Annotated in this window: 26 protein-coding genes; 17 read left to right on the top strand and 9 right to left on the bottom strand. The window is 56.4% G+C overall.

What is annotated here, in order from left to right:
- Nucleotides 1-57: 57 nt before the first annotated feature.
- The gene (locus PSH94_RS12420; RefSeq protein WP_305437637.1) at nucleotides 58-708 is read right to left on the bottom strand and encodes a hypothetical protein; all 651 of its coding nucleotides are present in this window, start codon (nucleotides 706-708) and stop codon (nucleotides 58-60) included.
- A 158-nt stretch (nucleotides 709-866) separates the two neighbouring features.
- On the opposite strand from PSH94_RS12420, the gene PSH94_RS12415 reads away from it, so the two are divergent.
- Genes PSH94_RS12415 through PSH94_RS12375 form a run of 9 tightly spaced genes read left to right on the top strand, consistent with a single transcriptional unit; the run spans nucleotide 867 to nucleotide 8328 of the window.
- Entirely contained in the window at nucleotides 867-1202 is a 336-nt protein-coding gene (locus tag PSH94_RS12415; RefSeq protein ID WP_305437636.1) for an RAQPRD family integrative conjugative element protein, read from the top strand.
- Nucleotides 1199-1438 (top strand): TIGR03758 family integrating conjugative element protein, encoded by a 240-nt coding sequence (locus tag PSH94_RS12410; protein WP_305437635.1) that lies wholly within the window; start codon nucleotides 1199-1201, stop codon nucleotides 1436-1438. Before PSH94_RS12415 ends, PSH94_RS12410 begins: the two co-directional genes overlap by 4 nt.
- 17 nt (nucleotides 1439-1455) lie before the next feature.
- Nucleotides 1456-1827, top strand: coding sequence for a TIGR03745 family integrating conjugative element membrane protein (locus PSH94_RS12405; protein WP_305437634.1), 372 nt, complete (start codon nucleotides 1456-1458; stop codon nucleotides 1825-1827).
- Nucleotides 1828-1834: 7 nt separating this feature from the next.
- The gene (locus tag PSH94_RS12400; protein WP_305437633.1) at nucleotides 1835-2248 is read left to right on the top strand and encodes a TIGR03750 family conjugal transfer protein; all 414 of its coding nucleotides are present in this window, start codon (nucleotides 1835-1837) and stop codon (nucleotides 2246-2248) included.
- Nucleotides 2245-2886, top strand: a complete 642-nt coding sequence (locus tag PSH94_RS12395) for a PFL_4703 family integrating conjugative element protein (RefSeq protein WP_305437632.1) — start codon at nucleotides 2245-2247, stop codon at nucleotides 2884-2886. Before PSH94_RS12400 ends, PSH94_RS12395 begins: the two co-directional genes overlap by 4 nt.
- Nucleotides 2883-3695 (top strand): TIGR03749 family integrating conjugative element protein, encoded by an 813-nt coding sequence (locus PSH94_RS12390; protein WP_305437631.1) that lies wholly within the window; start codon nucleotides 2883-2885, stop codon nucleotides 3693-3695. The genes PSH94_RS12395 and PSH94_RS12390 overlap by 4 nt, the downstream gene beginning before the upstream one ends.
- Complete coding sequence (locus tag PSH94_RS12385) at nucleotides 3685-5202, top strand: TIGR03752 family integrating conjugative element protein (RefSeq protein ID WP_305437630.1); 1518 nt, start codon at nucleotides 3685-3687, stop codon at nucleotides 5200-5202. The genes PSH94_RS12390 and PSH94_RS12385 overlap by 11 nt, the downstream gene beginning before the upstream one ends.
- Nucleotides 5165-5581 carry a TIGR03751 family conjugal transfer lipoprotein gene (locus tag PSH94_RS12380; protein WP_305437629.1) on the top strand — a complete coding sequence of 139 codons (417 nt, stop codon included), beginning with the start codon at nucleotides 5165-5167 and terminating at the stop codon, nucleotides 5579-5581. The genes PSH94_RS12385 and PSH94_RS12380 overlap by 38 nt, the downstream gene beginning before the upstream one ends.
- Nucleotides 5581-8328, top strand: coding sequence for a conjugative transfer ATPase (locus PSH94_RS12375; protein ID WP_305437628.1), 2748 nt, complete (start codon nucleotides 5581-5583; stop codon nucleotides 8326-8328). Before PSH94_RS12380 ends, PSH94_RS12375 begins: the two co-directional genes overlap by 1 nt.
- Nucleotides 8329-8352: 24 nt before the next feature.
- On the opposite strand, the gene PSH94_RS12370 is transcribed toward PSH94_RS12375, so the two are convergent.
- The 3 genes from PSH94_RS12370 to PSH94_RS12360 form a co-directional block, all read right to left on the bottom strand.
- On the bottom strand, nucleotides 8353-9099 hold the full coding sequence (locus PSH94_RS12370) for a zeta toxin family protein (protein ID WP_305437627.1): 747 nt from the start codon (nucleotides 9097-9099) through the stop codon (nucleotides 8353-8355).
- Nucleotides 9096-9344, bottom strand: a complete 249-nt coding sequence (locus tag PSH94_RS12365) for a hypothetical protein (RefSeq protein WP_096480578.1) — start codon at nucleotides 9342-9344, stop codon at nucleotides 9096-9098. Before PSH94_RS12365 ends, PSH94_RS12370 begins: the two co-directional genes overlap by 4 nt.
- 184 nt (nucleotides 9345-9528) lie before the next feature.
- Nucleotides 9529-9786, bottom strand: a complete 258-nt coding sequence (locus tag PSH94_RS12360) for a LasR-specific antiactivator QslA (protein WP_305437626.1) — start codon at nucleotides 9784-9786, stop codon at nucleotides 9529-9531.
- 158 nt (nucleotides 9787-9944) lie between these two features.
- Between PSH94_RS12360 and PSH94_RS12355 the strand changes: the two genes are divergently transcribed.
- The 5 genes from PSH94_RS12355 (at nucleotide 9945) to PSH94_RS12335 (ending at nucleotide 14514) form a co-directional block, all read left to right on the top strand.
- On the top strand, nucleotides 9945-10199 hold the full coding sequence (locus PSH94_RS12355) for a helix-turn-helix domain-containing protein (protein ID WP_027603217.1): 255 nt from the start codon (nucleotides 9945-9947) through the stop codon (nucleotides 10197-10199).
- Between the two features lie 115 nt (nucleotides 10200-10314).
- Nucleotides 10315-11271, top strand: a complete 957-nt coding sequence (locus PSH94_RS12350) for a TIGR03756 family integrating conjugative element protein (RefSeq protein ID WP_305437625.1) — start codon at nucleotides 10315-10317, stop codon at nucleotides 11269-11271.
- Entirely contained in the window at nucleotides 11268-12650 is a 1383-nt protein-coding gene (locus tag PSH94_RS12345; RefSeq protein WP_305437624.1) for an integrating conjugative element protein, read from the top strand. The genes PSH94_RS12350 and PSH94_RS12345 overlap by 4 nt, the downstream gene beginning before the upstream one ends.
- 3 nt (nucleotides 12651-12653) lie before the next feature.
- Nucleotides 12654-12962: a hypothetical protein gene (locus tag PSH94_RS12340; protein ID WP_068934379.1), complete on the top strand. Its 309-nt coding sequence runs from the start codon at nucleotides 12654-12656 to the stop codon at nucleotides 12960-12962.
- 10 nt (nucleotides 12963-12972) lie between these two features.
- The gene (locus tag PSH94_RS12335; RefSeq protein ID WP_305437623.1) at nucleotides 12973-14514 is read left to right on the top strand and encodes a conjugal transfer protein TraG N-terminal domain-containing protein; all 1542 of its coding nucleotides are present in this window, start codon (nucleotides 12973-12975) and stop codon (nucleotides 14512-14514) included.
- Here the strand turns inward: PSH94_RS12335 and PSH94_RS12330 are convergent.
- Nucleotides 14503-14901 (bottom strand): DUF3742 family protein, encoded by a 399-nt coding sequence (locus PSH94_RS12330; RefSeq protein ID WP_305437622.1) that lies wholly within the window; start codon nucleotides 14899-14901, stop codon nucleotides 14503-14505. The two genes, PSH94_RS12335 and PSH94_RS12330, sit on opposite strands and share 12 nt — an antisense overlap.
- 450 nt (nucleotides 14902-15351) lie before the next feature.
- Here PSH94_RS12330 and PSH94_RS12325 point away from each other — a divergent pair, with 450 nt between their 5' ends.
- Together PSH94_RS12325 and PSH94_RS12320 are read left to right on the top strand one after the other, a co-directional pair.
- The gene (locus PSH94_RS12325; RefSeq protein ID WP_305437621.1) at nucleotides 15352-15681 is read left to right on the top strand and encodes a hypothetical protein; all 330 of its coding nucleotides are present in this window, start codon (nucleotides 15352-15354) and stop codon (nucleotides 15679-15681) included.
- A gap of 113 nt (nucleotides 15682-15794) precedes the next feature.
- A complete protein-coding gene (locus PSH94_RS12320; protein ID WP_305437620.1) occupies nucleotides 15795-16757 on the top strand; it encodes an ArdC family protein in 963 nt (320 codons plus the stop codon).
- A 132-nt stretch (nucleotides 16758-16889) separates the two neighbouring features.
- Here the strand turns inward: PSH94_RS12320 and PSH94_RS12315 are convergent, their stop codons facing one another.
- Nucleotides 16890-17084, bottom strand: coding sequence for a hypothetical protein (locus tag PSH94_RS12315; protein WP_305437619.1), 195 nt, complete (start codon nucleotides 17082-17084; stop codon nucleotides 16890-16892).
- A 231-nt stretch (nucleotides 17085-17315) separates the two neighbouring features.
- Here PSH94_RS12315 and mobH point away from each other — a divergent pair, with 231 nt between their 5' ends.
- Nucleotides 17316-19040 carry a MobH family relaxase gene (mobH, locus tag PSH94_RS12310; RefSeq protein WP_305437730.1) on the top strand — a complete coding sequence of 575 codons (1725 nt, stop codon included), beginning with the start codon at nucleotides 17316-17318 and terminating at the stop codon, nucleotides 19038-19040.
- Nucleotides 19041-19517: 477 nt separating this feature from the next.
- On the opposite strand, the gene PSH94_RS12305 is transcribed toward mobH, so the two are convergent.
- The 3 genes from PSH94_RS12305 to PSH94_RS12295 form a co-directional block, all read right to left on the bottom strand.
- The gene (locus PSH94_RS12305) at nucleotides 19518-21467 is read right to left on the bottom strand and encodes a UvrD-helicase domain-containing protein (protein ID WP_305437618.1); all 1950 of its coding nucleotides are present in this window, start codon (nucleotides 21465-21467) and stop codon (nucleotides 19518-19520) included.
- Nucleotides 21464-23773: an AAA family ATPase gene (locus PSH94_RS12300; protein WP_305437617.1), complete on the bottom strand. Its 2310-nt coding sequence runs from the start codon at nucleotides 23771-23773 to the stop codon at nucleotides 21464-21466. Before PSH94_RS12300 ends, PSH94_RS12305 begins: the two co-directional genes overlap by 4 nt.
- Before the next feature lie 169 nt (nucleotides 23774-23942).
- A complete protein-coding gene (locus PSH94_RS12295) occupies nucleotides 23943-24686 on the bottom strand; it encodes an abortive infection family protein (RefSeq protein WP_305437616.1) in 744 nt (247 codons plus the stop codon).
- Nucleotides 24687-24805: the final 119 nt, after the last annotated feature.

The following is a 24805-nucleotide window of genomic DNA, read 5'->3' as shown; positions in this document are numbered from 1 at the left end:
CAGTATGAGACAACCTCATACCAAGGACACCCTCACGGCTATGCTTTCCCGTTCGCACTACTGCCGCACAGTGGCATCAAACATAATAACGAACAACTTAAATATCTCAGCAACCGTATTTATATATAAAAACCCCACCAAAACCACCGTTATCTCGAACCAAGCAAACAACGCAAAACAGTCCGCCTTAAAGACCTTGTAAACTAGCAATTTTTTCAGCTGCTGACGTGGCAAGTGATAAATTAGATCCCAAAATCCTAGGTCCTTAAAAACCCTAACCATTGCGAAGATTCCGCAAACGGCAAATATCAATACCAGCGCCAGAGGCGAAATATTATTAATGACTACAGCTTGATAAGCACCAACCATTGGAATAAAAACATTCACAATTGAAATTAGCCCCACCTGTATAAAGTAAGCCATTCCAAGAACCACCAAACACCAAGTTCCTAGCAATATAAAAAATCGAACTATATGCTTTCGCAATCGAGAGCTAAATGATCTATAACTGCGTTGACTTTCTATCAAGAGCATTGGCAGCAATGCCGCGACAGCAGCCAATATCCAGTCCACATAATTTAAGCCGGTTTTTGTTACGATTAACGCCCCAGCAAAGGTAATAGCACGATTAAAAAGCTTCCATTTAAAACGATGATCCTCATCAAGAGCGCCCCAATACTCTTCGGTGACACCGGCTATTCGATTCACTACCGCCCTCCCTATTCGGTTAAACCGCACCGACCAAAAAATTCAGAAACACAATATCACCAAACCCAGAAAAACTGATTGGTAGCATTCCATATTTCCGACTGAATCCGGGCTTGTTTGGCGAGACTCTTTAGATAGGTATTACTAGAGCCAATATCATGCCAACGACACCGATCCGCTGTTCGCTGCTGTTTGTGCTAGCCACTATCCATTTAAACAGTGATGCCGCACCGGCTGATGAAGAGGCACAACTCAGTCTAGTCCGGCAGCAGCTCGACGTTATCGAACGTCTAACCGCTCAAGCCGAGAGATCCAGCAACGCTCAACCGAATGAGCGCTACCGCTTCGACTACCCCCAACTGATCCAAGACATCCAGCGCATCCGCCAAGGGGTGCAGAGCTATCTGTTCCCCTCCCGTGCGCAACCCCGCGATCCTGGTGATCTGGTCGGCGATTACCGCCTCGACACTCCGCCTGCGGAGCCCTCGCCGTGAGCATGACCGACACCCAGACCGCTGCATTCCAAAACGCCTCCGGCTTTTCGGCACAGAGCAGTTCGACACTGTGGCTGTCCCTGGTTCTCGTCCTGGCTTTGCTTTGGTGTGCCTGGGTGATGTGGACGGCTTACCGGGGTTGGGCCGCCGGCAGTGTGCGCTTTGGGGCCCTCGGCGGCAGCACCGCGCGCGTCTTGCTCGCCCTGCTCGTACTAATGTTCTTCACCCTGTCCTAATCCAGGAGATCGCCGCCATGCTCAAGTGCTTTACCCCTCTGAAAAACAACCTGCGTGATCGAGCGAGCCAACGCTTGATCGGTCTGCTCCTGATACTCGGTCCAAGCCTGGCTTTTGCCGAGCTTCCCACCATGGAAGCCCCGTCGCGCGGCGAAGGATCCGGGTTGATCGAGACGATCAAAAACTACGCCTACGACGGCGGCATCCTGCTTGGTCTGCTAATCGCCCTACTCGCTTTTCTCGGTGTGGCTTGGCATTCCCTGACCGTCTATGCCGACGTGCAGAACCAGCGCAAGACCTGGAAAGATCTCGGCGCTGTGGTCGGCATCGGGGCCCTACTGGTGGTAATCATCATCTGGTTCCTGACCAAGGCCGCCGCGATTTTGTGAGGTTGGCATGAAAGACGCTATCGAAAGCCTTGCCGACGGCACCTTGGTTTTTCTACCGGAGCGGCTCAACCGTGATCCCGCCGTATTGCGTGGTTTAACCAATGATGAGATGTGGGTAGCGCTCGGCACCGGCGCCGTCATTGGCCTGCTGCTGGGCGTTCCTCTAGCGATCGCCACCGCCTCCATTGCAGTGGCGCCGACCAGCATGATCGCAAGCATGGCGGTGGTGTTATTTGCCGGTGGCACACTACTGCGTCGGGCCAAACGGGCTCGCCCCGAGACCTGGTTGTACCGCAAGCTCGAATGGACACTCGCCAGCCGTTGGCGCCTGGGTCGCAGCAGTTTGATTCTCCACTCCGGCGCCTGGACGGTCCGTCGTTCGCGTCGACTGCGCCCTGCCCTGTCCCGGTGGCAGCCATGAGCCGATTTCGGAACAAGGTGGACGCCCAACAAGCCCATATCTTCAGCCTGCGTCTGGCGGTAATGATCCTCGCCCTGGTCTGTGCCGGACTCTGGTATGGCTGGCGCTCGGCGCCGACCGATCTGACCGTGCATGTACCGCCGGATTTGCGCTCGGGCAGCACGCGCAAGTGGTGGGACATCCCATCAGAGAATGTCTATGCCTTCGCCCTGTACATCTTCGGTCAACTTAATCGCTGGCCTTCGGATGGCGAACAGGATTACCGCCGCGCTATCTACAGCTTGCAGTCCTACCTGACACCCGCCTGCAAAGCCTTCCTCGACGGCGACTATGAGTACCGCAAGGCCGCTGGCGAACTCCGCCAGCGGGTGCGTGGCGTCTACGAAATTCTGGGCCGAGGCTATAGCGAAGATCCGGAACTTAGGGTCAAGCAACTCGATCGCGACAGCTGGCTGGTCACCCTCGACCTGAACGCCGATGAGTATTACGCCGCCGAACCGGTGAAACGGGTGGCGGTGCGTTATCCATTACGCGTGGTGCGTTTTGATCTGGACCCCGAACGCAATAAGTGGGGGCTGGCACTGGACTGTTATCAGGGCACGCCGCAAAAAATCGCTCTGCCTGGAGGTGAGCCATGACGCGGATTTCTACCCTGGGGCTCACCATCGCACTGATGCTATGGGGAGTTGCAGCGCAGGCCGTCGAGTTGATGCGCTGGGAACGCCTCCCTCTCGCGGTCCCGCTGGTGATCAATCAGGAACGGGTGGTCTTTATCGATGAGGATGTTCGAGTCGGCGTACCCTCAACTCTGACCGGCAAGCTGCGCGTGCAATCTACCGGCGGAACGCTGTACCTACGTGCGTCGGAAGCCATTGCTCCGACCCGCCTGCAACTGCAATCGGTCGCAACGGGCGAGATCATCCTCTTGGACATCGCAGCCACGCCTGGCGATCAACCGCTGGAGCCCGTGCGTATTCTCAAGAATGCTTCGGTGCAGGCTACTGAGGCTGAATCTAAAAGCGTCCCTCTTCCAGAACGTACGCCAATCCCAGTCGCTTTGACGCGCTACGCCGCGCAAAGCCTGTACGCGCCGCTACGCACCGTGGAGTCCCTACCCGGCGTACGCCGCGTCCCGCTCAAGCTGCGCAGCGAACTGCCAACCTTGCTGCCGACCGAAAACGTGTCCAGCACACCCATCGCCGCCTGGCGATTCGGTGATTACTGGGTGACGGCGGTGAAGTTGCGCAATCGTGGTTCAGAGAGGGTGCAACTCGATCCACGTCGACTTCAGGCCAAGCTGTTCGCCACGGCTTTCCAGCATGCTTTCCTCGGGCAGGTCGGCAGTGCAGAAGACACCACGATCGCCTACCTCGTCACTCGCGGTGCCGGCCTCGAACACGCCGTGCTGCTTCCGCCCGTCGCGCGAGGTGCTGGTGATGAAAGCTAACGCATTGCTCAAATGGCTGGTACCGGCTGCCCTGTTGGGCGTGGCGCTGATCATCCTGAAAACCTGGGTCGCGGGAAGTAGCACTCCCTCTCCAGAGCGCTCGGTTGATCAAGGCAATCTTCAGTTATCCGCCGAGCAAGCCAAGTCGCTCGGCATTGCGGGCGATACCCCACGCGATACGGTCGCCACCCTGATCGGCCAGGTGAAGGCCATGCGCAGCGACATGCTCGGCCTAAAAAAACACAACGATTCACTGCAGACGGAAAACAATCGCCTGCGCGAGCGGGAAAACAGTGTCGATTCGCGTATCCAGACGGCGCTTGGCAGTGTGACCCAGCAAGTCGACGAAGGTCGCCGACAAGCCAACGAGGCCCGACTTAAAGCAGAACAGGACAATCGTCAGGCTCGCGGCCTGCTGACGCAATTGCAGGAACAGTTGTCGGGGCTGACCGGCAAAGGCAAGGATATGCCGATCGGACTGGGGCTTGAGCCGGGCGACGGTGCTCAGTTCGATGGGCAGCATTCTGCTAATGATGCACTACAGTGGATAGAGCCTTCGGATGCTCCGCCCACCGACGCCCAGGGCAAAACCAAGACCGCGTCCGCTCTGAGTTTGCCTACTGCCTTCAGCTCATTGGAGGGTTTGAAGGACAATGCCATCGACCGCAGCCAGAAGCAGTTACGCGAGGTCACCAAGGGTGAACGTGACCTGACACGCTCCGCTGATCGTACCGAAGGCGCGAAGCCGGCCTACACCATTCCAGAAAACGCGACATTGATGGGCTCGGTCGCCATAACCGCGCTGATCGGCCGGGTCCCGGTGGACGGCACCGTGAATGATCCCTACCCCTTCAAGGTGCTGGTTGGTCCGGAGAACCTGACAGCCAACGGCATCGATCTGCCGGACGTCGCAGGGGCCGTGATGAGCGGCACAGCCTCCGGCGACTGGACCCTGTCGTGCGTACGCGGACAGGTCGAGTCAATTACCTTTGTGTTTACCGACGGCACCATTCGCACGGTGCCTCAGCCGAAGGCAGTAGCCAGTCGCAATGCCTCCACCACCCAGAGCTCAAACACCGACAAGATTCGTGGCGGACTCGGTTACCTGTCCGATCCGTATGGCATTCCTTGCATTGCCGGTGAGCGCCGCTCAAACGCTCAACAGTACCTCGGCAGCCAGAGCTTGATCACGGCGGCTGGCGCAGGTGTCGCTGCCTTGCTCGGGGATGAGCAGAACAACAGCAGCGTGATCAGTTCAGGCGACAGCACGCTCGGGATCACCAACAGCAGTGGCAATAGCGCACTAAATTCAATCCTCAGCGGTGGAGTCAGCGACATCCGCGAGTGGGTCAACAAACTCTATGGCGAGGCCTTTGCTGCCGTGTACGTGCCACCGGCCGCCCAAGTCTCCCTGCACCTCGACCATGAGATCACCATCGACTACGAGCCCAAGGGCCGGAGCGTTCGCTATGAAAAAGACCATGCTTCTATGCCTGACCTGGATTAGCGTGCTCTGCTGGGTTCTAGCGGGGTGTACCACCGACAAGGAGACGCTGCTGCCCCATGGCGAACAAACCATGCTGGAAATCTGGAACGACGCCGGTTCGCAAGGCACTCAGCAGCAACTGCTGGATGCTCGGCAGCAGTTACGCCGCCCGCTGGCTCAGGCAGATGTCTCCGCGTCTCTCCAGGAACCGTATACGCGCACCGCAGCGAACGAGATCCACAATCTGTTCCCGCGCCTGCCCAATCCCGATCTGGTGCTGTACGTGTACCCGCACCTGAGTGGTACCGAGCAGGCACCGATCCCAGGTTACTCGACAGTCTTTCCGTTCTACCAACGTGTGCAGTACGCATTACCCGGTGAACGTCAGGAAGACTTGTAGTGCGTACCAGCGATGCGGGCAACCGCACTTCTGCATGGAAAGCCTGGCGCCACCCATTGCGCCCGCGCGCCACCTTGGCCGATGAAGCTGCACTCTATGCGCACAACCCCAGCTTCACCGACCACTTGCCTTGGGTCGAATACCTCGATACAGAACAATGCTTTCTACTGGACGACAATCACTCGGTGGGTGCGGTGTTCGAGTTGCTGCCCATCGGCACCGAAGGGCGCGAACCCGATTGGCTGATGGCCGCCCGCGATGCCCTCGAAGACGCCCTACAGGATAGCTTTGACGAACTGGATCAAGCACCTTGGGTGGCGCAGTTTTTCTGCCAGGACGACAACGACTTCGCCCCCTACCTGACGCGGCTCACCGATTATATTCAAGACAGCGCGCGAGGCACGGTCTTCACCGAGACGTTTTTGGAACTCAGTCGTCGCCATTTGAAGACCATCGCCAAGCCGGGAGGTCTGTTCGAGGACAAGGCCGTCACGCGCCTACACTGGCGCGGCAATAATCGACGGGTGCGCCTGGTGATCTATCGCTGGATTGAGTCTGGCGCCGAGGAGATGGGACTCAGTCCAGTGCAATCCCTGCAGGAGGCTTGCGAACGTATCGTGGCTTCGTTGCAGGCATGCGGGGTGCAATCGACGCGAGTCGATGGCCGAGGTCTGTATGCCTGGTTATTGCCCTGGTTCAATCCGGCACCCAGGCTCACCGACGAAGACCCCGAGGAATTCTACCGCCGCGTGGCCTATCCGGAGTCGGGCGACGGCGAGTCGCTGGAACTGCCCTTCGATCATGACTTCGCCGAGCGGCTGTTCTTCAACGAACCGCGCTCGGATGTCCAGCACGGGCTCTGGTTTTTCGATGATCAACCCCATCGGGTCATGGTGGTGGACAAGCTGCGCCGAGCGCCCTTGATTGGTCAACTCACCGGAGAAACCCGCAAAGGTGACGCGGTGAATGCACTGTTCGACCAGTTACCCGAAGGTACAGTCATGAGTCTAACCTTGGTGGTCAAACCGCAGGATGTACTTGAGGAGCAGTTGAACCGCCTGGCGCGCAAAGCCATCGGTGAAAACCTGGCCTCGACCCAGACCCGTCAGGATGTCGAAGAGGCTCGCGCGGTCATCGGCCGCCAGCACAAGCTGTACCGGGGAACCCTGGCCTTCTACGTGCGTGGTCACGATGAACAGCAACTGCACCAGCGCTCGGTCAGTCTGGCCAATGCACTACTGGGTGCGGGCCTGCAGCCGGTACGTGAAGGCGACGAGGTTGCCGCCTGTAACAGTTATCTGCGTTGGTTACCGATGGCCTACAACCCGGCCCGCGACACGCGCAACTGGTACACACGCCTGATGTTCGCCCAGCACCTGGCAAACCTGGTCCCGGTGTGGGGTCGCAGCACCGGCACCGGCCACCCGGGCATCACCCTATTCAATCGTGGTGGCTCGCCGTTGAGCTTTGATCCGTTGTCTCGACTAGACCGGGCTATGAACGCCCATCTGCTGCTGTTCGGTCCGACCGGCGCCGGTAAGTCGGCCACCCTGGTCACCCTGCTGATGCAGGTCATGGCGGTGTACCGCCCTCGCCTGTTTATCGTGGAGGCCGGCAACTCATTCGGCTTGCAGGGCGACTACTTCGCAACGCAAGGCCTGTCGGTCAATAAGGTCCAATTGAAACCTGGTACCGCGATCAATCTCGCCCCGTTCGCCGATGCCTGGCGCCTGGTCGAGCAGCCGGATCAGGTGGCGAGTCTGTCGATCGATGAGTGGGACGATGAGGTAATAACCAGTCGCGAAGACCAACGTGATGTTCTCGGAGAACTGGAAATCACCGCCAGGCTGATGATCACCGGCGGCGAAGCCAAGGAAGAGGCGCGCCTGAGTCGAGCCGATCGCAGTCTGATCCGCGAGTGCATTCTCGATGCAGCGCAGACCTGTGTCGCGTCGGGTCGCCAGGTATTGACCCGCGGCGTGCGCGACGCGTTGCTGCGCGTCGCCGCCGACCCGCACTTGCCGGAGAAGCGTCGTGAGCGTGCCCAGGAAATGGGAGAGTCCATCGACCTGTTTTGCCAGGGTTTCGAGGGTGAACTGTTCGATCGTGAAGGCACGCCTTGGCCCGAGAGCGATGTGACCATTGTCGATCTGGCCACCTACGCTCGCGAAGGCTACGAGGCACAAATGTCCATCAGCTACATCAGCCTGATGAACACCGTGAACAACCTCGCCGAACGCGATCAGTATTTGGGTCGGCCAATCATCATGGTCACCGACGAGGGTCATATCATCACCAAGAACCCGCTGCTGGCGCCATTCGTGGTCAAGGGCACGAAGATGTGGCGCAAGCTCGGCGCCTGGTTCTGGCTGGCGACGCAGAATCTTGCCGACTTCCCCACTGCTGCGCAGACCATGCTCAACATGATCGAATGGTGGATTTGTTTGAACATGCCGCCCGCGGAAATCGAAGAGATTGCACGATTCAAGAAACTCACGCCAGCACAGAAAGCCTTGCTGCTGTCCGCCAGCAAGGAGCCGGGTAAGTACACCGAAGGGGTCGTACTATCCAAGAAGCTCGAAACACTGTTTCGGGCCGTGCCCCCTAGTCTTTACCTCGCCCTGGCCATGACGGAGCCCGAGGAAAAGGCCGAGCGCTGGACACTGATGCAGAGCACCGGTTGCTCGGAATTGGAGGCAGCTTACCGGGCAGCTGAACGGATCGATAGGATGCGAGGAATTGAGTGAAATGGAGCTGATCCTAGGTTTCGATCAACCCGGTAGCAAATCCTTGAACACCTTCTCCACGTAGGCTTGCATAAACCAGTCAGGGACCTCATCAGCCCTGAATTCAAGGTCAGTCCCGTCTGTTATTTCAGCGAGCAGCATCAGATCAGCGCCGGAGTTATCAAAGATATAGGCCCGGTTCGAGGCCGCGATGGCCGTTGGTAATAGGTTCAGACAACGACCGTAGCGCTGGACAATTTTTTCGGTGGGAACTGGGTGCCCACCCGCCGCGACACGGTTCTTAACCCTGTTAATGTTGATATCCGGGTCTTCAGTGGCGACAAAGTAGAGGTAGGTTCGATATCCCGACGCTCTTGCCTTGAGCATAAAAGCGACTTTGTCTTCGCTAGACATCACCGTTTCGAAGGTGAAAGACAATTGGGCTTCGAGGAGCTTGTGCCGGATGAAATCAGAGAGCACGGAGGCAAAATAGGAATTCATCGCGACGGCCTGGAAATTCAGGCCGTTATTGCTGAAGCCTATTTTGGCGGCCTCCTCACCGAGCTGAGTCGACCGAATCAGTCGGTGCGCCTTGATAAAACCGAGAACCTCATCGCCTTCGGCTTCCAGTTGAAAATCACTGAATTCCAGGCGTCCGCGCTCTTTGGCAGCCTTTTCGATTTCATCCGGGTTGATGTAGATACCGATCAGGTGGGAAGGGACGGCACTTTTCATTGTGCTTTTACCGGAACCATTAGGACCGGCAAACACCCTCAGCCGAGGGACGGTCATGAGCAGCGATGCACCTTGATAATGCCGCCCAAGGTCACTTTATGCTTGGGCTTGGCCGCTCGAATAACCTTGTGCTTACCATCAGCAGTCGTCTCAACGAGCATACCGTCCATGACTTCCATCACGCTGCGTCCGGCCGCCAGGGCGTTGATATAGGCCGTATTGATCGCGCCTTCAGCCATGGATGGGATTTTACCCTCCAGTCGACTCACCAGATCATCACTCAACACTTGGTCGGCTTTCATATCGCGCTCCACGTTCTCAGAGCGTGCAGAATCTGCACTTATCAGAGTCCTAGCCACGTAAATCTGTTTGTCACAGACCAACGCCACTTCTGTCGATCTCCATTCTAGAGGAATGGAGCCTGGAACCATACCTTCCAGTAAATTTTCCCGTGTAGGCCATATCGTCAGGGTTGGAGCCGCACGGCTACGGTGAAACGCCTTGAAGCCGTTGCTGAACTCTCAATAAAAATCCTGCTTCGAAAGCATCCTGAGATTCTCCTGCCGGACAAGTCTTCCGTGCCTGCGCCAATTCCCACCACAGTGGTACGTCACCGGGTGTATTAAGCCAGGCCTGGGCGCATTGCACGCCACGTTCGATCACAGGCGCAAATTCGCTGCCCCACGGTGTCAAAAGGCTCGGGCAGCCGTCCGCCGCCGGAATTGAAACGTAATTTTCGTCCATAGACACCTTAGCTTTCGATTATTTATTAATGCTCGGTCTGTTCTAAGCAGCATAGAAACAAAATTGACACTCGGCTTAAGCATCAAAAAAGCCTGAATCAGAGCCAATGTAGACTATATCCCGTGGATTGAGAGTCCCTCAAGGCGCAGTTTGCGCGCATGACTCAAGACTTCGAACAGCTCCGTCTGCAACTCGCGGAAAATATCCGCTCGATGCGACGCGTGAAGAACCTTACCCAGGAGCAATTGGCGCTCATGGCCGAGGTGGATCGTACCTACGTGAGTCAAATCGAACGAGGGGTAGGCAACCCGTCGTTATTGGTCCTCTGCAAACTCGCCAACATTTTCGAGATCAAAACGGATCAGTTGCTCATCGAGTCTGACGCGCTTGCTCGTACGCTGAGCGCTGAATGACCCTCTGCTGATCTAGAAGATCGTTATAAACCGACAATCCTGCGTTCGGCTTTCTCACTGACACCCCTCTCTCGATTATTGAACCTGTCCAGGCCATACACCCAGAGCCTGGATCATGTCTGCTGCCTGCCCGCACATTTCGCCCCAGAAATTACATCCGTTGGTGCTGAGCATTCTGCTGGCATCCGGGTCAAGCGTAGCGCTGGATACCGGCAACATTACCGCCTCCGTACTTTCTCCAGACTGCCTCGAGTACAGAGTCGTCGGCATCTGCTTTTGGTTGCTCTGCACCCCCTTCGGCTGCACGGTTAAAACCTCAACCAAGGTTCGTCACTTCATTCCTGAGCTGGTGGTCTCGAGCTATGCCACCACCGGTGCCAATCCTTGGACCGAGATGGCCGCCCTCTCCTCTCCTATCAGTGGTGCGGAAGGAGGCGGTAACCTGATCATGCCGAACACCCAGCGCGATAATCTGCCTCGGTTCAAAAACGTTGATGCCATCGGTCATCCAGGTGGCTGGGCCGCAACGCAACTGGCCTCGCAATCCGGCTACGCCTGCGCCAGCGGCGCCACGGGGTTCATGCCCTACTACCTGAGCACTTGGGACTCACTGGCCTGGCGTCATGGCATCCCGGAAAGCCTTTACCCCGAGTCGCTTGTGCCCGGGATCCGTGAAATCGGTCGTCAGCTCGCGGGAAACATGTGGGGCAACGTCTATCCCCGGCAAGGATTTTTGGTGCAACCCGACGATTTCAAAGCCGCTGCGGTGATGGCGCAGCGGGCGGGTGACGTCATTACCCGCAACTGGCAACCGCACGTGTATGTCCCGCTCATACCCGTACCACGCGAGGGTTATTGGCCGCCAGGCCCAATCGTTGAAAACGACGCTTCAACCCACAAATGGCAATTGCTCTCCCCCGTGGTTCAACCCACATGTGCCATCTTCCCCAGCGATTCGGTGCAGAGCGCGGATGGCGGCTACGCCTGGTCGCTGTGGCGTCCCTACAGCTGCTGCAAGCGTGAGGGACAGACCTTCCTGTTCAGCATCGACTTTGAAGGTGGTGCTTTATGAGTAGGCATATTGCAAGACCATGGTTGGGCACGATGAGTCTGTTGCTCTGCGGACTGCTCGCCGTGGCCAACCATGCCCACAGCGCCGAGGACGATTACCGCCTAGGCACTCAAGGCGAAGTACTGGACGACCGGGTGATGTACACCATTGGTGGCGGCTCGGCAGCGGGCTCGCCGAGTTCGCTCTATCGCCCCAACGGTCTCGGTGTTGGCGGATCCTGGCAGGCAAACATGATGTGCGGAAACATGAGCCTCACCAACACCTTGCAAAACCAGTTGAACGGCGTCACCGAAGGGTTCCAGCAGATCATGGGCAGCATTGTGCAGAACGCGACCCAAGCGGTGATGTCGCTGCCTGCGTTGATCATCCAGCGCGCCAACCCCGGGCTTTATGAGTTGTTGAGTAACGGGGTGATGCAAGGGCGCATCGACTTCGACCGTTCCAAACTGACCTGCCAGGCCATGGCCGAGAAGATGGCTGACAAGGTCGGCCAAGCCGGCTGGGGCGCATTGGCCAAGAACCAGGAGATGCAGGGCAACCTCGAAAAAACCGGCGGTGATGCGGTGGCCGCGGTGAAAAACACCGAGGCCCGTAACGGCAATAATGGGGTGTCATGGGTCGGCGGGCAGAAGGCTGGAGGTAGCGGACAAACACCCATCCGGGCAACCTCCGATGTGGTGCGCGCGGGCTACAACCTGCTGCATAACCGATCCGTGGATGACAGCGCCTCGATCAGTCGCAGTGATTGCCTGGGCGGCGCTATTTGCCAGGCATGGACCTCACCCCAAGAGGAATCCGAATGGGCTGTTCGAGTGTTGGGCGAGACCGAAGTCGCAACCTGCGACACCTGCGAGACTCTGCGGGCTACCGCTGGCAGCGGACTGACGCCGCTGATCCAGGAGGCCTACGGTGAACATCTCAAGACCCTGCAAGGCTTACTGTCCGGATCTCTGCCGCCGAACCCTGACAATCTGAGCAAAGCCTCCAGCCCGATGCTGCCAGTGACCCGTGGTGTGATCGAAGCCCTGCGCGACGATCCTGATCAGGAACTCCTGGCGCGGCGCCTGGCCAGTGAGACGGCCCTGTCCAGCGTGCTCGACAAAGCGCTCCTGCTATTGCGCACGCTGCTGGCAGGCAGCCACGAACCGAACATCGCTTCCGCCGAACCGGCCCAAACGGCCTTGACGAAAAACATCGACACACTGGAGCGCGAGATACGCCTGCTACAAACCGAGTTGCAGGTCCGGCAGATGCTCACAACCAATACCGCCAGCCTCGTGCTCGATCGACATGCCGGAGGTGCCGATGCGTCGCGCACCGTCGAGCAAGGCGACCCCGAACCTGGCCGACTCAACGACGCTGATGCCAGGCGCAAGTGAGCCATGAAACGCTCACTGCTATTCACTTTGCTTTCAAGTCTAGGGATCGCCGCAGGGATGATCCTCACCGCCGCACTGATCGCCTGGATAGGCTGCACTGCGCTGGGTAGTTTCGGGGGCTGGCAGCAAGCCTTGGAATCGATACGGCCTTATTTGCGGTGGTGGCGTGTCCTGCTCTACGGCGTCCTCTTTGCACTCTGGTGGGACCTGCTGAGGCGCTACCGACATCGACCACAGGACCGACTGCGCGTGAAGCGCGCCGGGACATTAGGGCTCTTGCTCTTTACCTGCGTCGAGCTCACTCGATTGTGAGGTCACCACCATGCTCATGAGCACCAACAGCTACCTGGAGTTTTACCTCTCCCTGCTGGCATGGATCATCAACAACGGTATCTGGAACGTCCTGTCCGATACTGGGCTGTTCGCCGCGCCCTTTGGTGCAATCATCTTGCAAGAATGGTTGTCGGCCCGTCAGCAAGGCGCGGATGAAGGCAACAAAGGATTGCTCTCGGTACCTCGAATCGAGAACCGGCTTTGGTTGGCCTACATCGTCGTATTGTTCGGCTGTGCGCCGGTCTTTCCGCTAAACCTCGCTTCAATGGCGTTCGATGATGCAGCGAGCCAACGCTGCGGTGTCAGTGTGGCCATGCCAGCGGAAACCGCCTGGGGTATCACTTTCAACACCATCGGCGAACGCTCTGCCAATGTGCCGATCTGGTGGTTTCTGGTACACGCCGTGAGCAAAGGCGTGACCGCAGCAGCAACCGCCTCCATCCCCTGTGCACCGGATATCCGACAGATGCGCATGGAGATCGACAGTTCGCGCATCGATAGCCAGGTATTGCTGCAGGAAGTCGCCGACTTCACTCGCGACTGCTACGGCTATTCCCGCTCTCGGCTGTTCACCAATCGTCCGCAGCTGGACAAGGCACAAAGTCGTGATGCGTCCTGGATCGGCTCAAGCTATTTTCTCGACACTCCGGGCTACTACGACACTGATCGCTCACGGACACCGCGAGTCAGTTGGCCCTATGATGAAACCCGCGATGTTTCCTTGCCACGACTAGAGAGTGGGGCGGGCTACCCCACTTGCAAACAGTGGTGGAATGACAGCAGTGTCGGGTTGCGAGAGCGCTTGATCGAGCAAGTCGATCCTTCGCTGCTGAATCAGTTGAAAGGCTGGTTGACTGGCCGCTCAAGCAACGAGATCGAGGATGCCACCCTGCGCGAACTGGTCAGCCCGCGCCAACAATCGATGTCCATGTCGCCCGGACAGGTGTACCAAGACTATGGCTCCAGTGCTCGCGGCGGGTCGATCAATCAGGGACTTAATAACCTGGCCACCAACACTGGGCTGGCTCTCGGCTCCTTCAGCAATTTCCCGGCGATGAACGCGCTACGCGCCGCTCTGCCGATGGTGCAGGCTTTCCTGATCATGGGCGTCATCATCAGCTTGCCGCTGATCCTGCTGGTCAGTACCTACCAGCTAAAGACCGTCATGACGGTGACGTTCGCGCTGTTCACGCTGCACATGCTGACCTTCTGGTGGGAGCTAGCCCGGTGGGTCGACTCCAGCATGCTCGATACCTTGTACAACCAGGTGTCGGCGTCCAATCAGGTGCTGTTGTCCCTACCCACATCCGGCTTTATGGACGGAACCGTCACGGCGCAGGTGATTGAGTATGTGATGGGGGCGATGTTCATCGTACTGCCTATGCTGTTCCTTGGAGCTATGAGCTGGACAGGATATGCAGTAGGAAACGGGATTCAAGGCATGTTGGCGAATGGCAGCAAAGCAGCAAGTGATTCAGCAAGCAAAGGTACGGATCAAATAGTGGGGGCGGCTAGCCGCTCAATTAGATGATTTGCTGTCGCCGATGTAATGCCCGTTGTCGTCGAAGTCACCGATGTAGAGGTCGGCACCAAGGTAGTCTGCCCCAGGTGCCGCCTCATTAATATCCGCATCAAAGGCAGTCTTGGACACCAGAAGTCCAATCACAGCGATCATCGTCACCACAGAAGCTACCAACCAGAAACCGATAAAGAGCAACCCAAGGATGAGTGCCAGCTTCGTAACCAGAAAGCTCCCACGAACCAATAGCCCACCCGCAGGCATACCTGTCGCCACCGCACGTTTAGCCACACGAGATTCAAATCCTTTCAACCTGCGATAACCACGTTTTACGGACATACCGCATGCATATGCCCAGCGGTGTGCGCGGGAGATCTGAAGTGGCTGCTGAGCAGACATGGTTGCGCCCTCTTCTGAGCGTGTTCCTGTGGAAATCGAGATTACAGACTACTACTGAAAACCGCCCATGCTTAACCGTTTATCAGCTTGCTCGGTCGAAAAACTCTTCACTGGAAGACAGAAGACGCAGCTCGTGCACCAGCGCCTCTAACGCCGTTGACCCATCCATATCATCCAGCTACATAGAGGGTACGGATCGCTGTTATCGACAGCACCTTCCCAGGTAGCCAGAGCCTTCAAAGCTACGTCACTCCGGTGATGGTTCCCCCCAAGTGCGATTAGCGTTCGGTGGCTCGCACGGTCACGCTTCACGGTGATGAACGCCTACTGCTCTCCCGAGCGTCTTTCGAGCTCGGCTCGTCCTAACCCCTCTTGCTTTTCTTCAACCCACCGCGGGAAATTCTTTCCCCTATGGGACAGGTTTCTTCGCGCTATCAACGGAGGCACACCATGTCCGACTCACTCACAAGCGAAGCACTGAACACTCTGCGCTTACCCATTGTGTTCACTCCAGACGCGTGGCAACACGCAGTATTGCTCGATGGTTCAAGTCATCCTGAAAAGCTGCAGCTCGATAGGCTGAGCAACGTGGTACGCGCAGCCTTCAAAGCTCACCTGGCCGATCCAAACACACCCTACGTGGTGTTCGAGGTAGGCAAAGTTGCCTCAGCACGTGATGAGAATCATGAACCGTTGCTGCAACTGAGCCTCAGCCTGCTTCAGGCACCGGACCAGCCTGACGCCTTATTGATAGCGCTTGCAGAAGAGCATCAACGCTGAACGCATACACACTCAGACTGCGCGCAGTCCTGCATCAATCCAACCCAACACCCACCGGGGAACCCCTCCCCGACGGGCAAGGCGTTCCTCCGTTTTTTCTCGAGGAAAATGCCATGCGCAATATCTACCAAGACGTGACAGACAAGATCGTTAACGCGTTAGACCAAGGCGTAGCGCCCTGGATCAAACCCTGGTCCTCAAGTGGCTCAGCTGACGTCGGTCATCACCAACCCTACCCCATCAACGCCATCACCCAGCGTCCCTATTCGGGCATCAATTTACCGCTGCTCTGGGCCGAGGCCAGGTTGCAGGGGTTCACTCAAGATCGCTGGTTGACCTTCAATCAAGCCAAAAAAGCCGGCGGGCACATCCGGAAGGGTGAGCACAGCACCCTGGCGGTGCTCTACAAACCGATGGAACGCGAGGAACAGACCGAATCAGGCCAACCCGTACTCGATGAAAACGGTCAGCCCAAGGTTGCTCATTTCGGGATTCTCAGGACGCATTTTCTGTTCAACATCGAGCAAACGGAGGGGCTCGAAACGCTCAACGAAACGGTGCTCGACACGGAATCGAGCGATCCCTTCTTCCCCAACAGTGCTGCCGAAAGCCTGTTGCTAAGTTCGGGCGCGAATATCATTCATCGATTTGCCGACGAAGCCTTTTACCACCCGATCAGGGATCTCATCCAACTGCCGACAAAAGCGCAATTCCACGATCAAGGTGGGTACTACGCCACCGCACTTCACGAGCTGACGCACTGGACCGGACACCACACTCGGTTGCAGCGTGAAGGTGTGACCACACCTTGCCCATTCGGCTCGCCAGACTATGCATTTGAAGAGTTGATCGCCGAAATGGGTGCCGCTTTTTTATGTGCCTACGCCGGTATACAGGGAGAGCTTCGGCACGAAGGCTACATCGACTCCTGGCTCGGCCTGCTGAAGTCTGACAACCGCGCGATCTTCCGCGCCAGTGGCCAGGCCCGATGCGCTTCGGAGTATGTGCTCAACCTGGAGCAGCAACGGAAGCAGTCGGGAATGGATCGCACGCAATTCAAGAACAATAGTGCTTGATTGTTGCCTCACTGATGCAAACCTTCATAGGGTCCAACACGAGTTGGACCCTTTTCTATGCCCAGAAAAATCCCCACACTGCGGAGCTCTGACGCAAAGAACATGAGGTAATCCCGTAACCGCAGTACGCCGTTACGTATCCAGATTCTCCGCCAGGTAATCCACCAGCTCGAGTGGACTTCGGCTGTCGATCACCTTGTAGATCAGATCGCGTTTGCTGCGCGGAAGCTTCTTGACCACGCTTTTCGCCGAGGCCCTGACGGTTTCGTCTGTTCCATGGATACGTGCTGCGAGCAGCAGCACGAGCGTGGCGTCAGTGAGGTTCATGGCAAGACCCGATAAAATTCGCACCGCAGTGTACCGACACTTCCCTTTTTCGCACCAGCACACGCATCCAACAAAACGGCACTAGGACAAATCGATATTCTGATTGCCGCACAAAGGGACACACGGCAAAAGGACGGGTAAGGGTTGGAAGGGGAATGGGGACTCAAGGGTAAGAGCCCTATCCGAAAAGGCTAAAAGGCCACTGACCCTGCCATTTTCTGGGAAGCCATGATGCTCAGTCTGTTTCGCCACAAAAGGCAGAAGCCCCCTCCGCCACCAACCGTAAACGTTGCCGAAGGTTACCTGCCCATCGAGTCGTCCCAGAGCCTGTTAGCAGCCGAGCATCGCCGCCAGCTGCTCGATCGCATCTGGCAGTACACCGCCCTCTCCCATCAGCAGTTCAGCCAGCTCTATTTAAATCCGATCCATCGCTACGCCGAACTGGTCCAACAACTCCCGGCCAGCGAGACGCACCATCATGCGTATCTTGGCGGCATGCTTGACCATGGGTTGGAGCTGGTCGCTTGTAGTTTGAAACTGCGTCAGTCGTATCTGCTCCCCACCGGCGCCGCGCCCGAAGACCAAGCCGCCCAGACCGACGCTTGGTCGGCCGGCATCGCCTATGGTGCCCTGCTGCATGACATCGGCAAAATCGCTGTGGACCTACTGATTGAACGTCAGGATGGCCGTGTTTGGCATCCTTGGCAGGGCTCCCTGGATCAGCCCTACCGTTTTCGTTACATCAAGGGTCGTGACTACCACCTGCACGGCGCCGCCGCAGGCTTGCTCTACATCCAAATTCTCGACCGCCCAATCCTCGATTGGCTCAGTGGATTTCCGTCGCTGTGGGCCAGTCTGCTGTATGTCCTGGCGGGCCAGTACGAACGTGCCGGCGTGCTCGGTGAGTTGGTGATGCAGGCCGATCGTGTTTCCACCGCACAGAACATCGGGGGTAACCCGAGCAAGGCGCTGCAAGCGCCGACTCATTCGCTGCAACATCATTTGATCAGTGGACTGCGTCATCTGGTTCAACACGAACTGAAACTCAACCAGCCGGGTGCCGCGGGTTGGTTGACTCAGGATGCACTGTGGCTAGTCAGTAAGACGGTCACGGACAAGCTGCGAGCCTATCTGCTGTCGCAATCGATTGAAGGCATCCCCTCGTCCAACCTCGCGGTGTTCGACGAGCTGCAATCACATGGATTGGTTGAGTCCACGCCGGAAGGCAAAGCCATCTGGACCGCGCTTGTCGCGCAAGGCAACTGGCAGCAGAGTTTCACTTTTCTGCGCCTTCAACCCACGTTGATTTGGGGGAACGAAGACCGGCCTGAGGCTTTCAGCGGAACAGTGAACATTGCAGCCCATGACCACTCAACTGACACCCAGGTGCCAACACCAGCACCCGAGACAGTCCTTGCAGGACCAGCTCAAAGCCAACCGCAGCCGGATCACATGTCGCTAGAGGATGCCGATTACCTCGGTACGCTGCTGGACATGTTCGAATTGGAAGAGCCTGGGGCCAGAGACGCACTGTCAGAAAGTGCTGGCGAAACTTCAACGCTTCAATCGGATACCCCAGGCCAAGCATTCCTAACTTGGGTCAAGGAAGGCATTCTGAGCCACAAACTGATCATCAACGACAGCAAGGCCAAAATCCACACGGTGGGTGGCAGCGTATTTCTGGTCACGCCTGGTCTCTTTCAACGCTACGTGCAGGAATTTCCAGACGTTTCGCAGGGATCAGATCAGGAGGTTGAGGAATGGCGTTGGGTGCAAAAGCAGTTCGAAAAACTGAAGGCTCACAAGAAGCGAGACAACGGTCTAAATATCTGGACATGCCAAGTGCATGGCCCTAGGAAGAAAACAACCTTGAAGGGCTACTTGATTGAGGATCCGAAGCTATTTTTTGAATTGATGCCACTCGATAATCCTTTCCTCAAAATCGAAAAAGATTAAATTTCAATAGCCCCGTTAAACATCGCCCGCGACGTTGCTCTTGCCGCAAAGGTGGCTGGTTTTGACCGAGTGATCTATCCGTTCTTTTTCAGCCTGATTCGCACCGGCGCCATCCTTTCGAGACGGCCTACGGCCTGTCGCTTCGTCGACTCCATCCAGAGCGGGACCAATATGTGGAAGCAAATACCATTCGAAATCTCGCGTTTTTTGGTAGGCCGGTAGAGAGCGGCTAGGTCAGCATCGAATGCACTAATCGCCCGATCCTCACCCAGGTTGGCTATTGTGGGCATTTCGGGCCGATTGAGTAGTGAAACCGTTGGGGTTGCCGAGAAAATCCTCATGACAACTATCGTCCATTTGCAAACGTCTGTAGGGAGCACGGATGATCCGGATCCAGCCCGGTTATCCACCGATACGGGGCGCGTTCAACCAGTACCGGCTCACTGGAACAGCGTTGTCCATCGTACCTTTTTTCACCTATGGGATTGCCTGAAACTCACCATTGGCAAACCAGTTGCTGACCTTGATTTTAGCCAATGCCGCTGCAGGGTCGGACGACCAAAGCACAAGGGCCAGCGATTCCTGGGCGCGGCTACAGGTTACGTAAAGCAACCGCAAGGTGCGGTCGATAGTCGTCTCTTTGCCCAGCCCAACGTTCTCTTGGTCCCGCTTGCTAAGCTCCACACCACCAAAAATCTTGTCGTAGGAGATAAGAAACCCGCCGGCAAGCGCGTCATCCATCACAACCATTACGTGTGCGAACTCGGAACCTTTGACCACCTGATGCGTTGCGAGAGCGGTCCCCCCTGCGAGGTAAGTTCGGTACAGCCTGAGTTGATTCCAGGGGGCGGCGAACAGCGCACACCACCCACGACGCATTCTGGCTTGCTTGGATTCCTCCTCTCCTCGACCCGGCGCCGGAAGACGTGGCGACTTATCGGCATAAGCTTCCGCAAGGCGATGATCGATTTCAAATAATTGTGCGCTCAAGATAGGTTCGAGCACTTCCTCAACAGTTGACTTCGGATCAACACAGGCAGTGGCAAATGCTGTTATAGCCTTCTGCATCTCTTCGACGCGACTCGCTCGCGCGGAACATTCCTCCGGCATGTTGTCGAGGCTTCCATACCGACGAAATACTTCTGTAGCCTTGAACTCGCCCACCGCACCGTTGATATCTACGCACGCCTCTAATTGAGTAAGCTCGTTGAGGAGAACCTGTACTGCAGAAGGCCCCTTGTTATCACCACTACCAGACGGCGCTGCGGCGTCAGGATCTAGTAGGACCATAGCCTCATATACATGGAGAAACGAACCGCGGGTGGCGACGAGCTTGTGCTCCAGCGCGAGCAATTGGTATTGACTTTGACCCCAGGCGGCTGCCCCGGTGGCTTCGTGCATCCTATCTGCGCACCAACGTTCGCCGAGCACTTTTTCCTCCGAAGAACGCGAGGTGTCACCCACAAAGAGCCTGACCACGCCTCCGGTCTTTTCAGTTCTAGGATGCTGCTCCGCACCGTTTGTAGGCTGCGTCCGTCCTTCAAGCTCAGCTTCCCAGACTTTGTTAATGAGCGTGACGATTCGGCGCTGACTGCGATGGTTCATCTGCAGCTCTGGCGTTGGCCAGTTCTTCGGGACAAGACTTGGAAGATCAGCGTGCCCGTGCGCATAAATGCGTTGGCGGTGGTCACCGAGCAGCCCAAGAGTTAAGTAACTCCCCTCTTGTGCTGCAAGCCCCATCAAGGCATCCAGCATGCCTTTCATTGTGTCCTGCGACTCGTCAATGAGAACTATGGGGTGACGATCTTTGAGAATGGTTTGGAGCGTAGGTTTATTTCGGAGTAGCCACGCTGTCACGTCGAGGACGTAGTTGTGAGCAAGCGCGCCGGAGCCGTACGTGTTGCGATCGGGATGGTAGATGAACACATCGGTCGCTCTGAACGCCTCGATATCATCGTTGATTTCGTCAAGGTCTCGCTGTTTAGCTGGCGTGATGCCTTTCGGCTTCGCTTGTGCCTCGGCGGTATCTTTCGCAAGTTGAGCTTCTTTTATGGCAATAAGGGCCTCTCGAATGTCATTGTTGAACCCGTTGATGAGTTCCCAGCAAAACGAATGGATCGTCGATACACAGACTAAGTCGTTGTCGCCGAGGCGTCCGCTGATGACCGAGACAGCATTCTTTGTGTATGTGACCACCCTAATCGAACGCCCGTACATTCGCAGACGTCGTGCTAGATGTTCGCCTTTATCGTGCTCGATGACACCGGTAAGCCGCCGGAGAACTTCAACCAGAGTACGCGTTTTACCGGAACCGGCACCCGCAAAAAGGAAATAGCTACGCGGCGGTTCTTCGGTGAGATAGCCGCAGATTTCCTCAACTACGCCGGCATCGCGGTCGTTGTCGCCACTGATCGGCACCGCGGTCATGACATCAATTCCGGGTTAGGATCCAGCTGCGTTTGAAGCCATTCCAAGGCATCCGAAATGTACTTAGGGCAGGCAATCGGTTCGTCCGTCGCGACCATCTCAAAGATGCTTGCAGCGAAGTCTCCTTTATTGAAGGAGCCGTGCATGAGTTTGTGCAGAGCTGCGAGCAAGTCCGAAATATTTTCATGGTCGACAACCCGTCTAGCTACGGAGCCAAGCGCGCCTTTTGGCGGCTTAATTTTGTTGCCATCACCGTCGACCTTCTCATCCATAAGGCCTTTGAACCAAGGAATATTCTTGAGAATAAGAGAGTCCTCAAAGGTGCTAGGCCAATGTTCACCCGCTTCAGCCACGGGCAGTTGCCAAGCGAAACGCACTAGGCATTCAGAGACTTCTTTCCAAACAAGTTGTACCTCTGCCGGGCTCTTGAAATCTTCGAGCTGTTGCAGTTTCGGGTGCCATCCGCGCAGAGTCGGATTCCCGCATTGGAGGCCGGCTTGGCCAGTATTAGCCACTGCAACTAGAGTGGTGGTCGGCTCACCATCCTTAGTTGGCTTGCCAGCTCTCTCTTCAACGGGGTCGACGTCGGTGATGATGACCGTGGGAATACGAAGTTTTTCCACGAGCGGCTTAAGCCGATGGGCGTGACTACCGCCAATATCCAGGAAGGACAGATAGCGGCTGTTGAGCATTTTGAAATCTCGTTCGATGAAAAGCGGCACCAGCATGCGCTCAGCAACGCCTTCAACGAAAATTGCAGCGTTGGCAAACAAAAGGTCAGTATGCTGAACGCGGAAATACCGTTCTGCGAATTGACGGGTCTTCTTGTCATCACCGAAAACCTGCCCAAGATTGACCACCTCGGTGGTTGGCATGAGATTTTCTGCACTCTTCGCTATCCGGCGGACGTACCGTAATCGGTCAAAACTCTCCGCATGCGCGAGATGGCTGGAATGAGTACTGATAATTAACTGGCTTTTAAGCCCCGATGCGTCTTTGTCGTTCGGGCTGATCAGCTTGTGGGCCTTTTCAGGGAAGACGCGCTGCACTTGGACATGGAGATGTGCCTCAGGCTCCTCAATTAATACCAGATGAACGGGTACCGGGGAGCCCTTTTCAGGCTTGAGTCGTGCGGCTTTAAAAGAAACCAATTGATAGCTGAGCGATTGGAGATTTTGGTATCCGAGCCCAATGGAGTATTCGGGAAGAAGCTCGTCCAGTGAGTCCTTCTGCATGCTGTATTGAACAGCGGTCCCATGGTCGAGCAAATCAGCTGTCTGTATCCGCGTGCGGAAGCGAATCTCTTGGGGATCGTGCAACCCTGGATACCCGAGTTCTTTGACCTCTTCCACAGACGGAGCGATCGCCTCGTGAATTTTCTTATCCAGCTCCTGCTGCGCCTCAGCGACAGCTTTAATAAGATCCGCGCGATGTCCATGACCTGTTGTAGCAACATTTAGGTGCTGTCGAGCAAACTTGAGAAGTTGATTGGAGAACATGCCGACACGATGGGGACCAGAAGCAGACCGTGAGTCAGCTTCCTCACTGCCAAGACCCCGCTGCGCTGCAACGAAATCAACGCATATCAGCTTCTGTAGATGTTTGCGCTCAATTGGACTGGAGTCTGCTGTCAGAGTCTGAGTCGTATAGGTCTGTAACCCTTCCAGAGGGTTGTTATCGGCATCCAGTTTGTATGCACGGACTTGACCCAACTTGTGCGGCTCGCGCAACCAAAAGTCGAGGAGGTCAATGGGCCAGGCAAGCGAGTCCGCCCCCATATCCTTCACCGGCAGTCGCGCCGTGTGATATGCCCAAGCCAACTGCTTCAACTCATCAACGCTTGCAGCGGGCTCGAGACGCAACCGTACCCCAACGGCTCCGCCTTTCCAGCTGAATTTGGAGAGAAACGGGGCGACATAGTGGAACATGCCAGCCTCCGCGTCGAACCAGAGGTCCAACGTCGGCATAGCCGAGTGGATGATTCCGAGCTGCTCCACCCATTGTTTTTCGGACCCGGTCACTGTCGACGGGTCTTCCTTTAGCACCTCCCAAGCTTTGCCCAGCGCTCGTAACGTTGGCCACTGCGAAAGACTTATATCGAAAGCGCCAAAGGGAGAGCCATCCGAAAGGAAGTGACGTAGCGCTGCAAGAACCGATGTTTTGCCGCTGTTGTTGGCTCCGACAAGAATAGTAGTCTTCTTATCGACATCGAGTTGGACCTTACCAAGTCGACGGAACTGACAAAGCTCTAGGAATCGAAGTGCGATATTTCCGGCTACCGGCGTGGCGACGATCGCTTCTGACATTGTGATTCCTCTCCAGTCCATGGGTGGCGCGCCAATTCAAAACAATATATCTAATCGTCCACTTTTGGCTGAAAGCCGCCGCTCGTGAACGGCAGTAATCGGTCAGAAGAAGGCATTATCTGAAAACACAACCCTCACCAAGTGCGTCATAAGTAGGGCGATGCCCCTCTCAATTCGTGTTCTTCGCTTCCCATGTTGCAAGCAGAAAAAGCGCAGTTGACCCCGCTAGATTCACTGCCAGCTCTGCATGACGTGGGGCAGCCTTCACTCCGCCCTTTCCCTTTCCATGGGCATCGCTTAGACGATTACGAAGCGCACCTAAACCCTCTATAACTGCTGTGCAGCCTCCAAGGATTTGCTTAAACACAACCTCTTCATGCTGCGCTTTCGTGAGATTTAGAAGCGCAGCTGTTTGCTTGTAGAGCTTGTTCAGGTCGGGAGTCGCCTCATGGTCGCATGTCCCAGCTTCGTCAAGTATGTGTTTACATACTGACTCCAGGAGGGTTCGAGCCATTGTGATGGCGCCCTCAGGATCAATAGAACGCCTTTCTAGAGCTTTGGTCCATGCGATCCGAACGTGCTCAGCGTCAACGCGATCCAGCGCCTCTGAAACAACGATATCAGAAGGATGTCCTCCCTCTGACTCAGCGAAGTCAACAAGCGTCCGGAACTCATCCCAGATGAATTTCCTACGTTCGGCGTAGGTTGGAAATTTTGGCTGGATAAACCCCCAAAACTGGTCCAAGTTCCGGTGACGACGCACCCACCCAGGAACCAATGATGCTACGCGAGGATCATCAAGCACGCTCTGCCGGTAAAGAGGGTAGTCCCGCTCATCATCGTTGTTCCCGTTCCCGGTGGCACAATTGATATAGATCGATTGCAAGCTGTCAACGTCATTAATGAGAGACATAGCCTTCCACACCCTCTCCGCATGTAACTCCCGAACCTTTATAGCACTCCCATGGTCGTCTGTGACCCAAGCACTTATCTCTGCTGTGGATTCAACCGGCTGCCGGATATGACGGAGCC

The sequence above is a fragment of the Pseudomonas sp. FP2254 genome (genome assembly GCF_030687695.1).
Taxonomy (GTDB): Bacteria; Pseudomonadota; Gammaproteobacteria; order Pseudomonadales; family Pseudomonadaceae; genus Aquipseudomonas; species Aquipseudomonas quebecensis.
This window is presented reverse-complemented; position numbering and strand designations above follow the sequence as displayed.

Bases quoted from the DNA above. Each gene is read 5' to 3' on its own strand.
- PSH94_RS12415 (WP_305437636.1), top strand. From the start codon at position 867: ATGCCAACGACACCGATCCGCTGTTCGCTGCTGTTTGTGCTAGCCACT.
- PSH94_RS12405 (WP_305437634.1), top strand. From the start codon at position 1,456: ATGCTCAAGTGCTTTACCCCTCTGAAAAACAACCTGCGTGATCGAGCG.
- PSH94_RS12400 (WP_305437633.1), top strand. From the start codon at position 1,835: ATGAAAGACGCTATCGAAAGCCTTGCCGACGGCACCTTGGTTTTTCTA.
- PSH94_RS12395 (WP_305437632.1), top strand. From the start codon at position 2,245: ATGAGCCGATTTCGGAACAAGGTGGACGCCCAACAAGCCCATATCTTC.
- PSH94_RS12390 (WP_305437631.1), top strand. From the start codon at position 2,883: ATGACGCGGATTTCTACCCTGGGGCTCACCATCGCACTGATGCTATGG.
- PSH94_RS12385 (WP_305437630.1), top strand. From the start codon at position 3,685: ATGAAAGCTAACGCATTGCTCAAATGGCTGGTACCGGCTGCCCTGTTG.
- PSH94_RS12380 (WP_305437629.1), top strand. From the start codon at position 5,165: ATGAAAAAGACCATGCTTCTATGCCTGACCTGGATTAGCGTGCTCTGC.
- PSH94_RS12370 (WP_305437627.1), bottom strand. From the start codon at position 9,099: ATGACCGTCCCTCGGCTGAGGGTGTTTGCCGGTCCTAATGGTTCCGGT.
- PSH94_RS12365 (WP_096480578.1), bottom strand. From the start codon at position 9,344: ATGAAAGCCGACCAAGTGTTGAGTGATGATCTGGTGAGTCGACTGGAG.
- PSH94_RS12360 (WP_305437626.1), bottom strand. From the start codon at position 9,786: ATGGACGAAAATTACGTTTCAATTCCGGCGGCGGACGGCTGCCCGAGC.
- PSH94_RS12355 (WP_027603217.1), top strand. From the start codon at position 9,945: ATGACTCAAGACTTCGAACAGCTCCGTCTGCAACTCGCGGAAAATATC.
- PSH94_RS12350 (WP_305437625.1), top strand. From the start codon at position 10,315: ATGTCTGCTGCCTGCCCGCACATTTCGCCCCAGAAATTACATCCGTTG.
- PSH94_RS12345 (WP_305437624.1), top strand. From the start codon at position 11,268: ATGAGTAGGCATATTGCAAGACCATGGTTGGGCACGATGAGTCTGTTG.
- PSH94_RS12340 (WP_068934379.1), top strand. From the start codon at position 12,654: ATGAAACGCTCACTGCTATTCACTTTGCTTTCAAGTCTAGGGATCGCC.
- PSH94_RS12335 (WP_305437623.1), top strand. From the start codon at position 12,973: ATGCTCATGAGCACCAACAGCTACCTGGAGTTTTACCTCTCCCTGCTG.
- PSH94_RS12330 (WP_305437622.1), bottom strand. From the start codon at position 14,901: ATGTCTGCTCAGCAGCCACTTCAGATCTCCCGCGCACACCGCTGGGCA.
- PSH94_RS12325 (WP_305437621.1), top strand. From the start codon at position 15,352: ATGTCCGACTCACTCACAAGCGAAGCACTGAACACTCTGCGCTTACCC.
- PSH94_RS12320 (WP_305437620.1), top strand. From the start codon at position 15,795: ATGCGCAATATCTACCAAGACGTGACAGACAAGATCGTTAACGCGTTA.
- PSH94_RS12315 (WP_305437619.1), bottom strand. From the start codon at position 17,084: ATGAACCTCACTGACGCCACGCTCGTGCTGCTGCTCGCAGCACGTATC.
- mobH (WP_305437730.1), top strand. From the start codon at position 17,316: ATGCTCAGTCTGTTTCGCCACAAAAGGCAGAAGCCCCCTCCGCCACCA.
- PSH94_RS12305 (WP_305437618.1), bottom strand. From the start codon at position 21,467: ATGACCGCGGTGCCGATCAGTGGCGACAACGACCGCGATGCCGGCGTA.
- PSH94_RS12300 (WP_305437617.1), bottom strand. From the start codon at position 23,773: ATGTCAGAAGCGATCGTCGCCACGCCGGTAGCCGGAAATATCGCACTT.
- PSH94_RS12295 (WP_305437616.1), bottom strand. From the start codon at position 24,686: ATGTCTCTCATTAATGACGTTGACAGCTTGCAATCGATCTATATCAAT.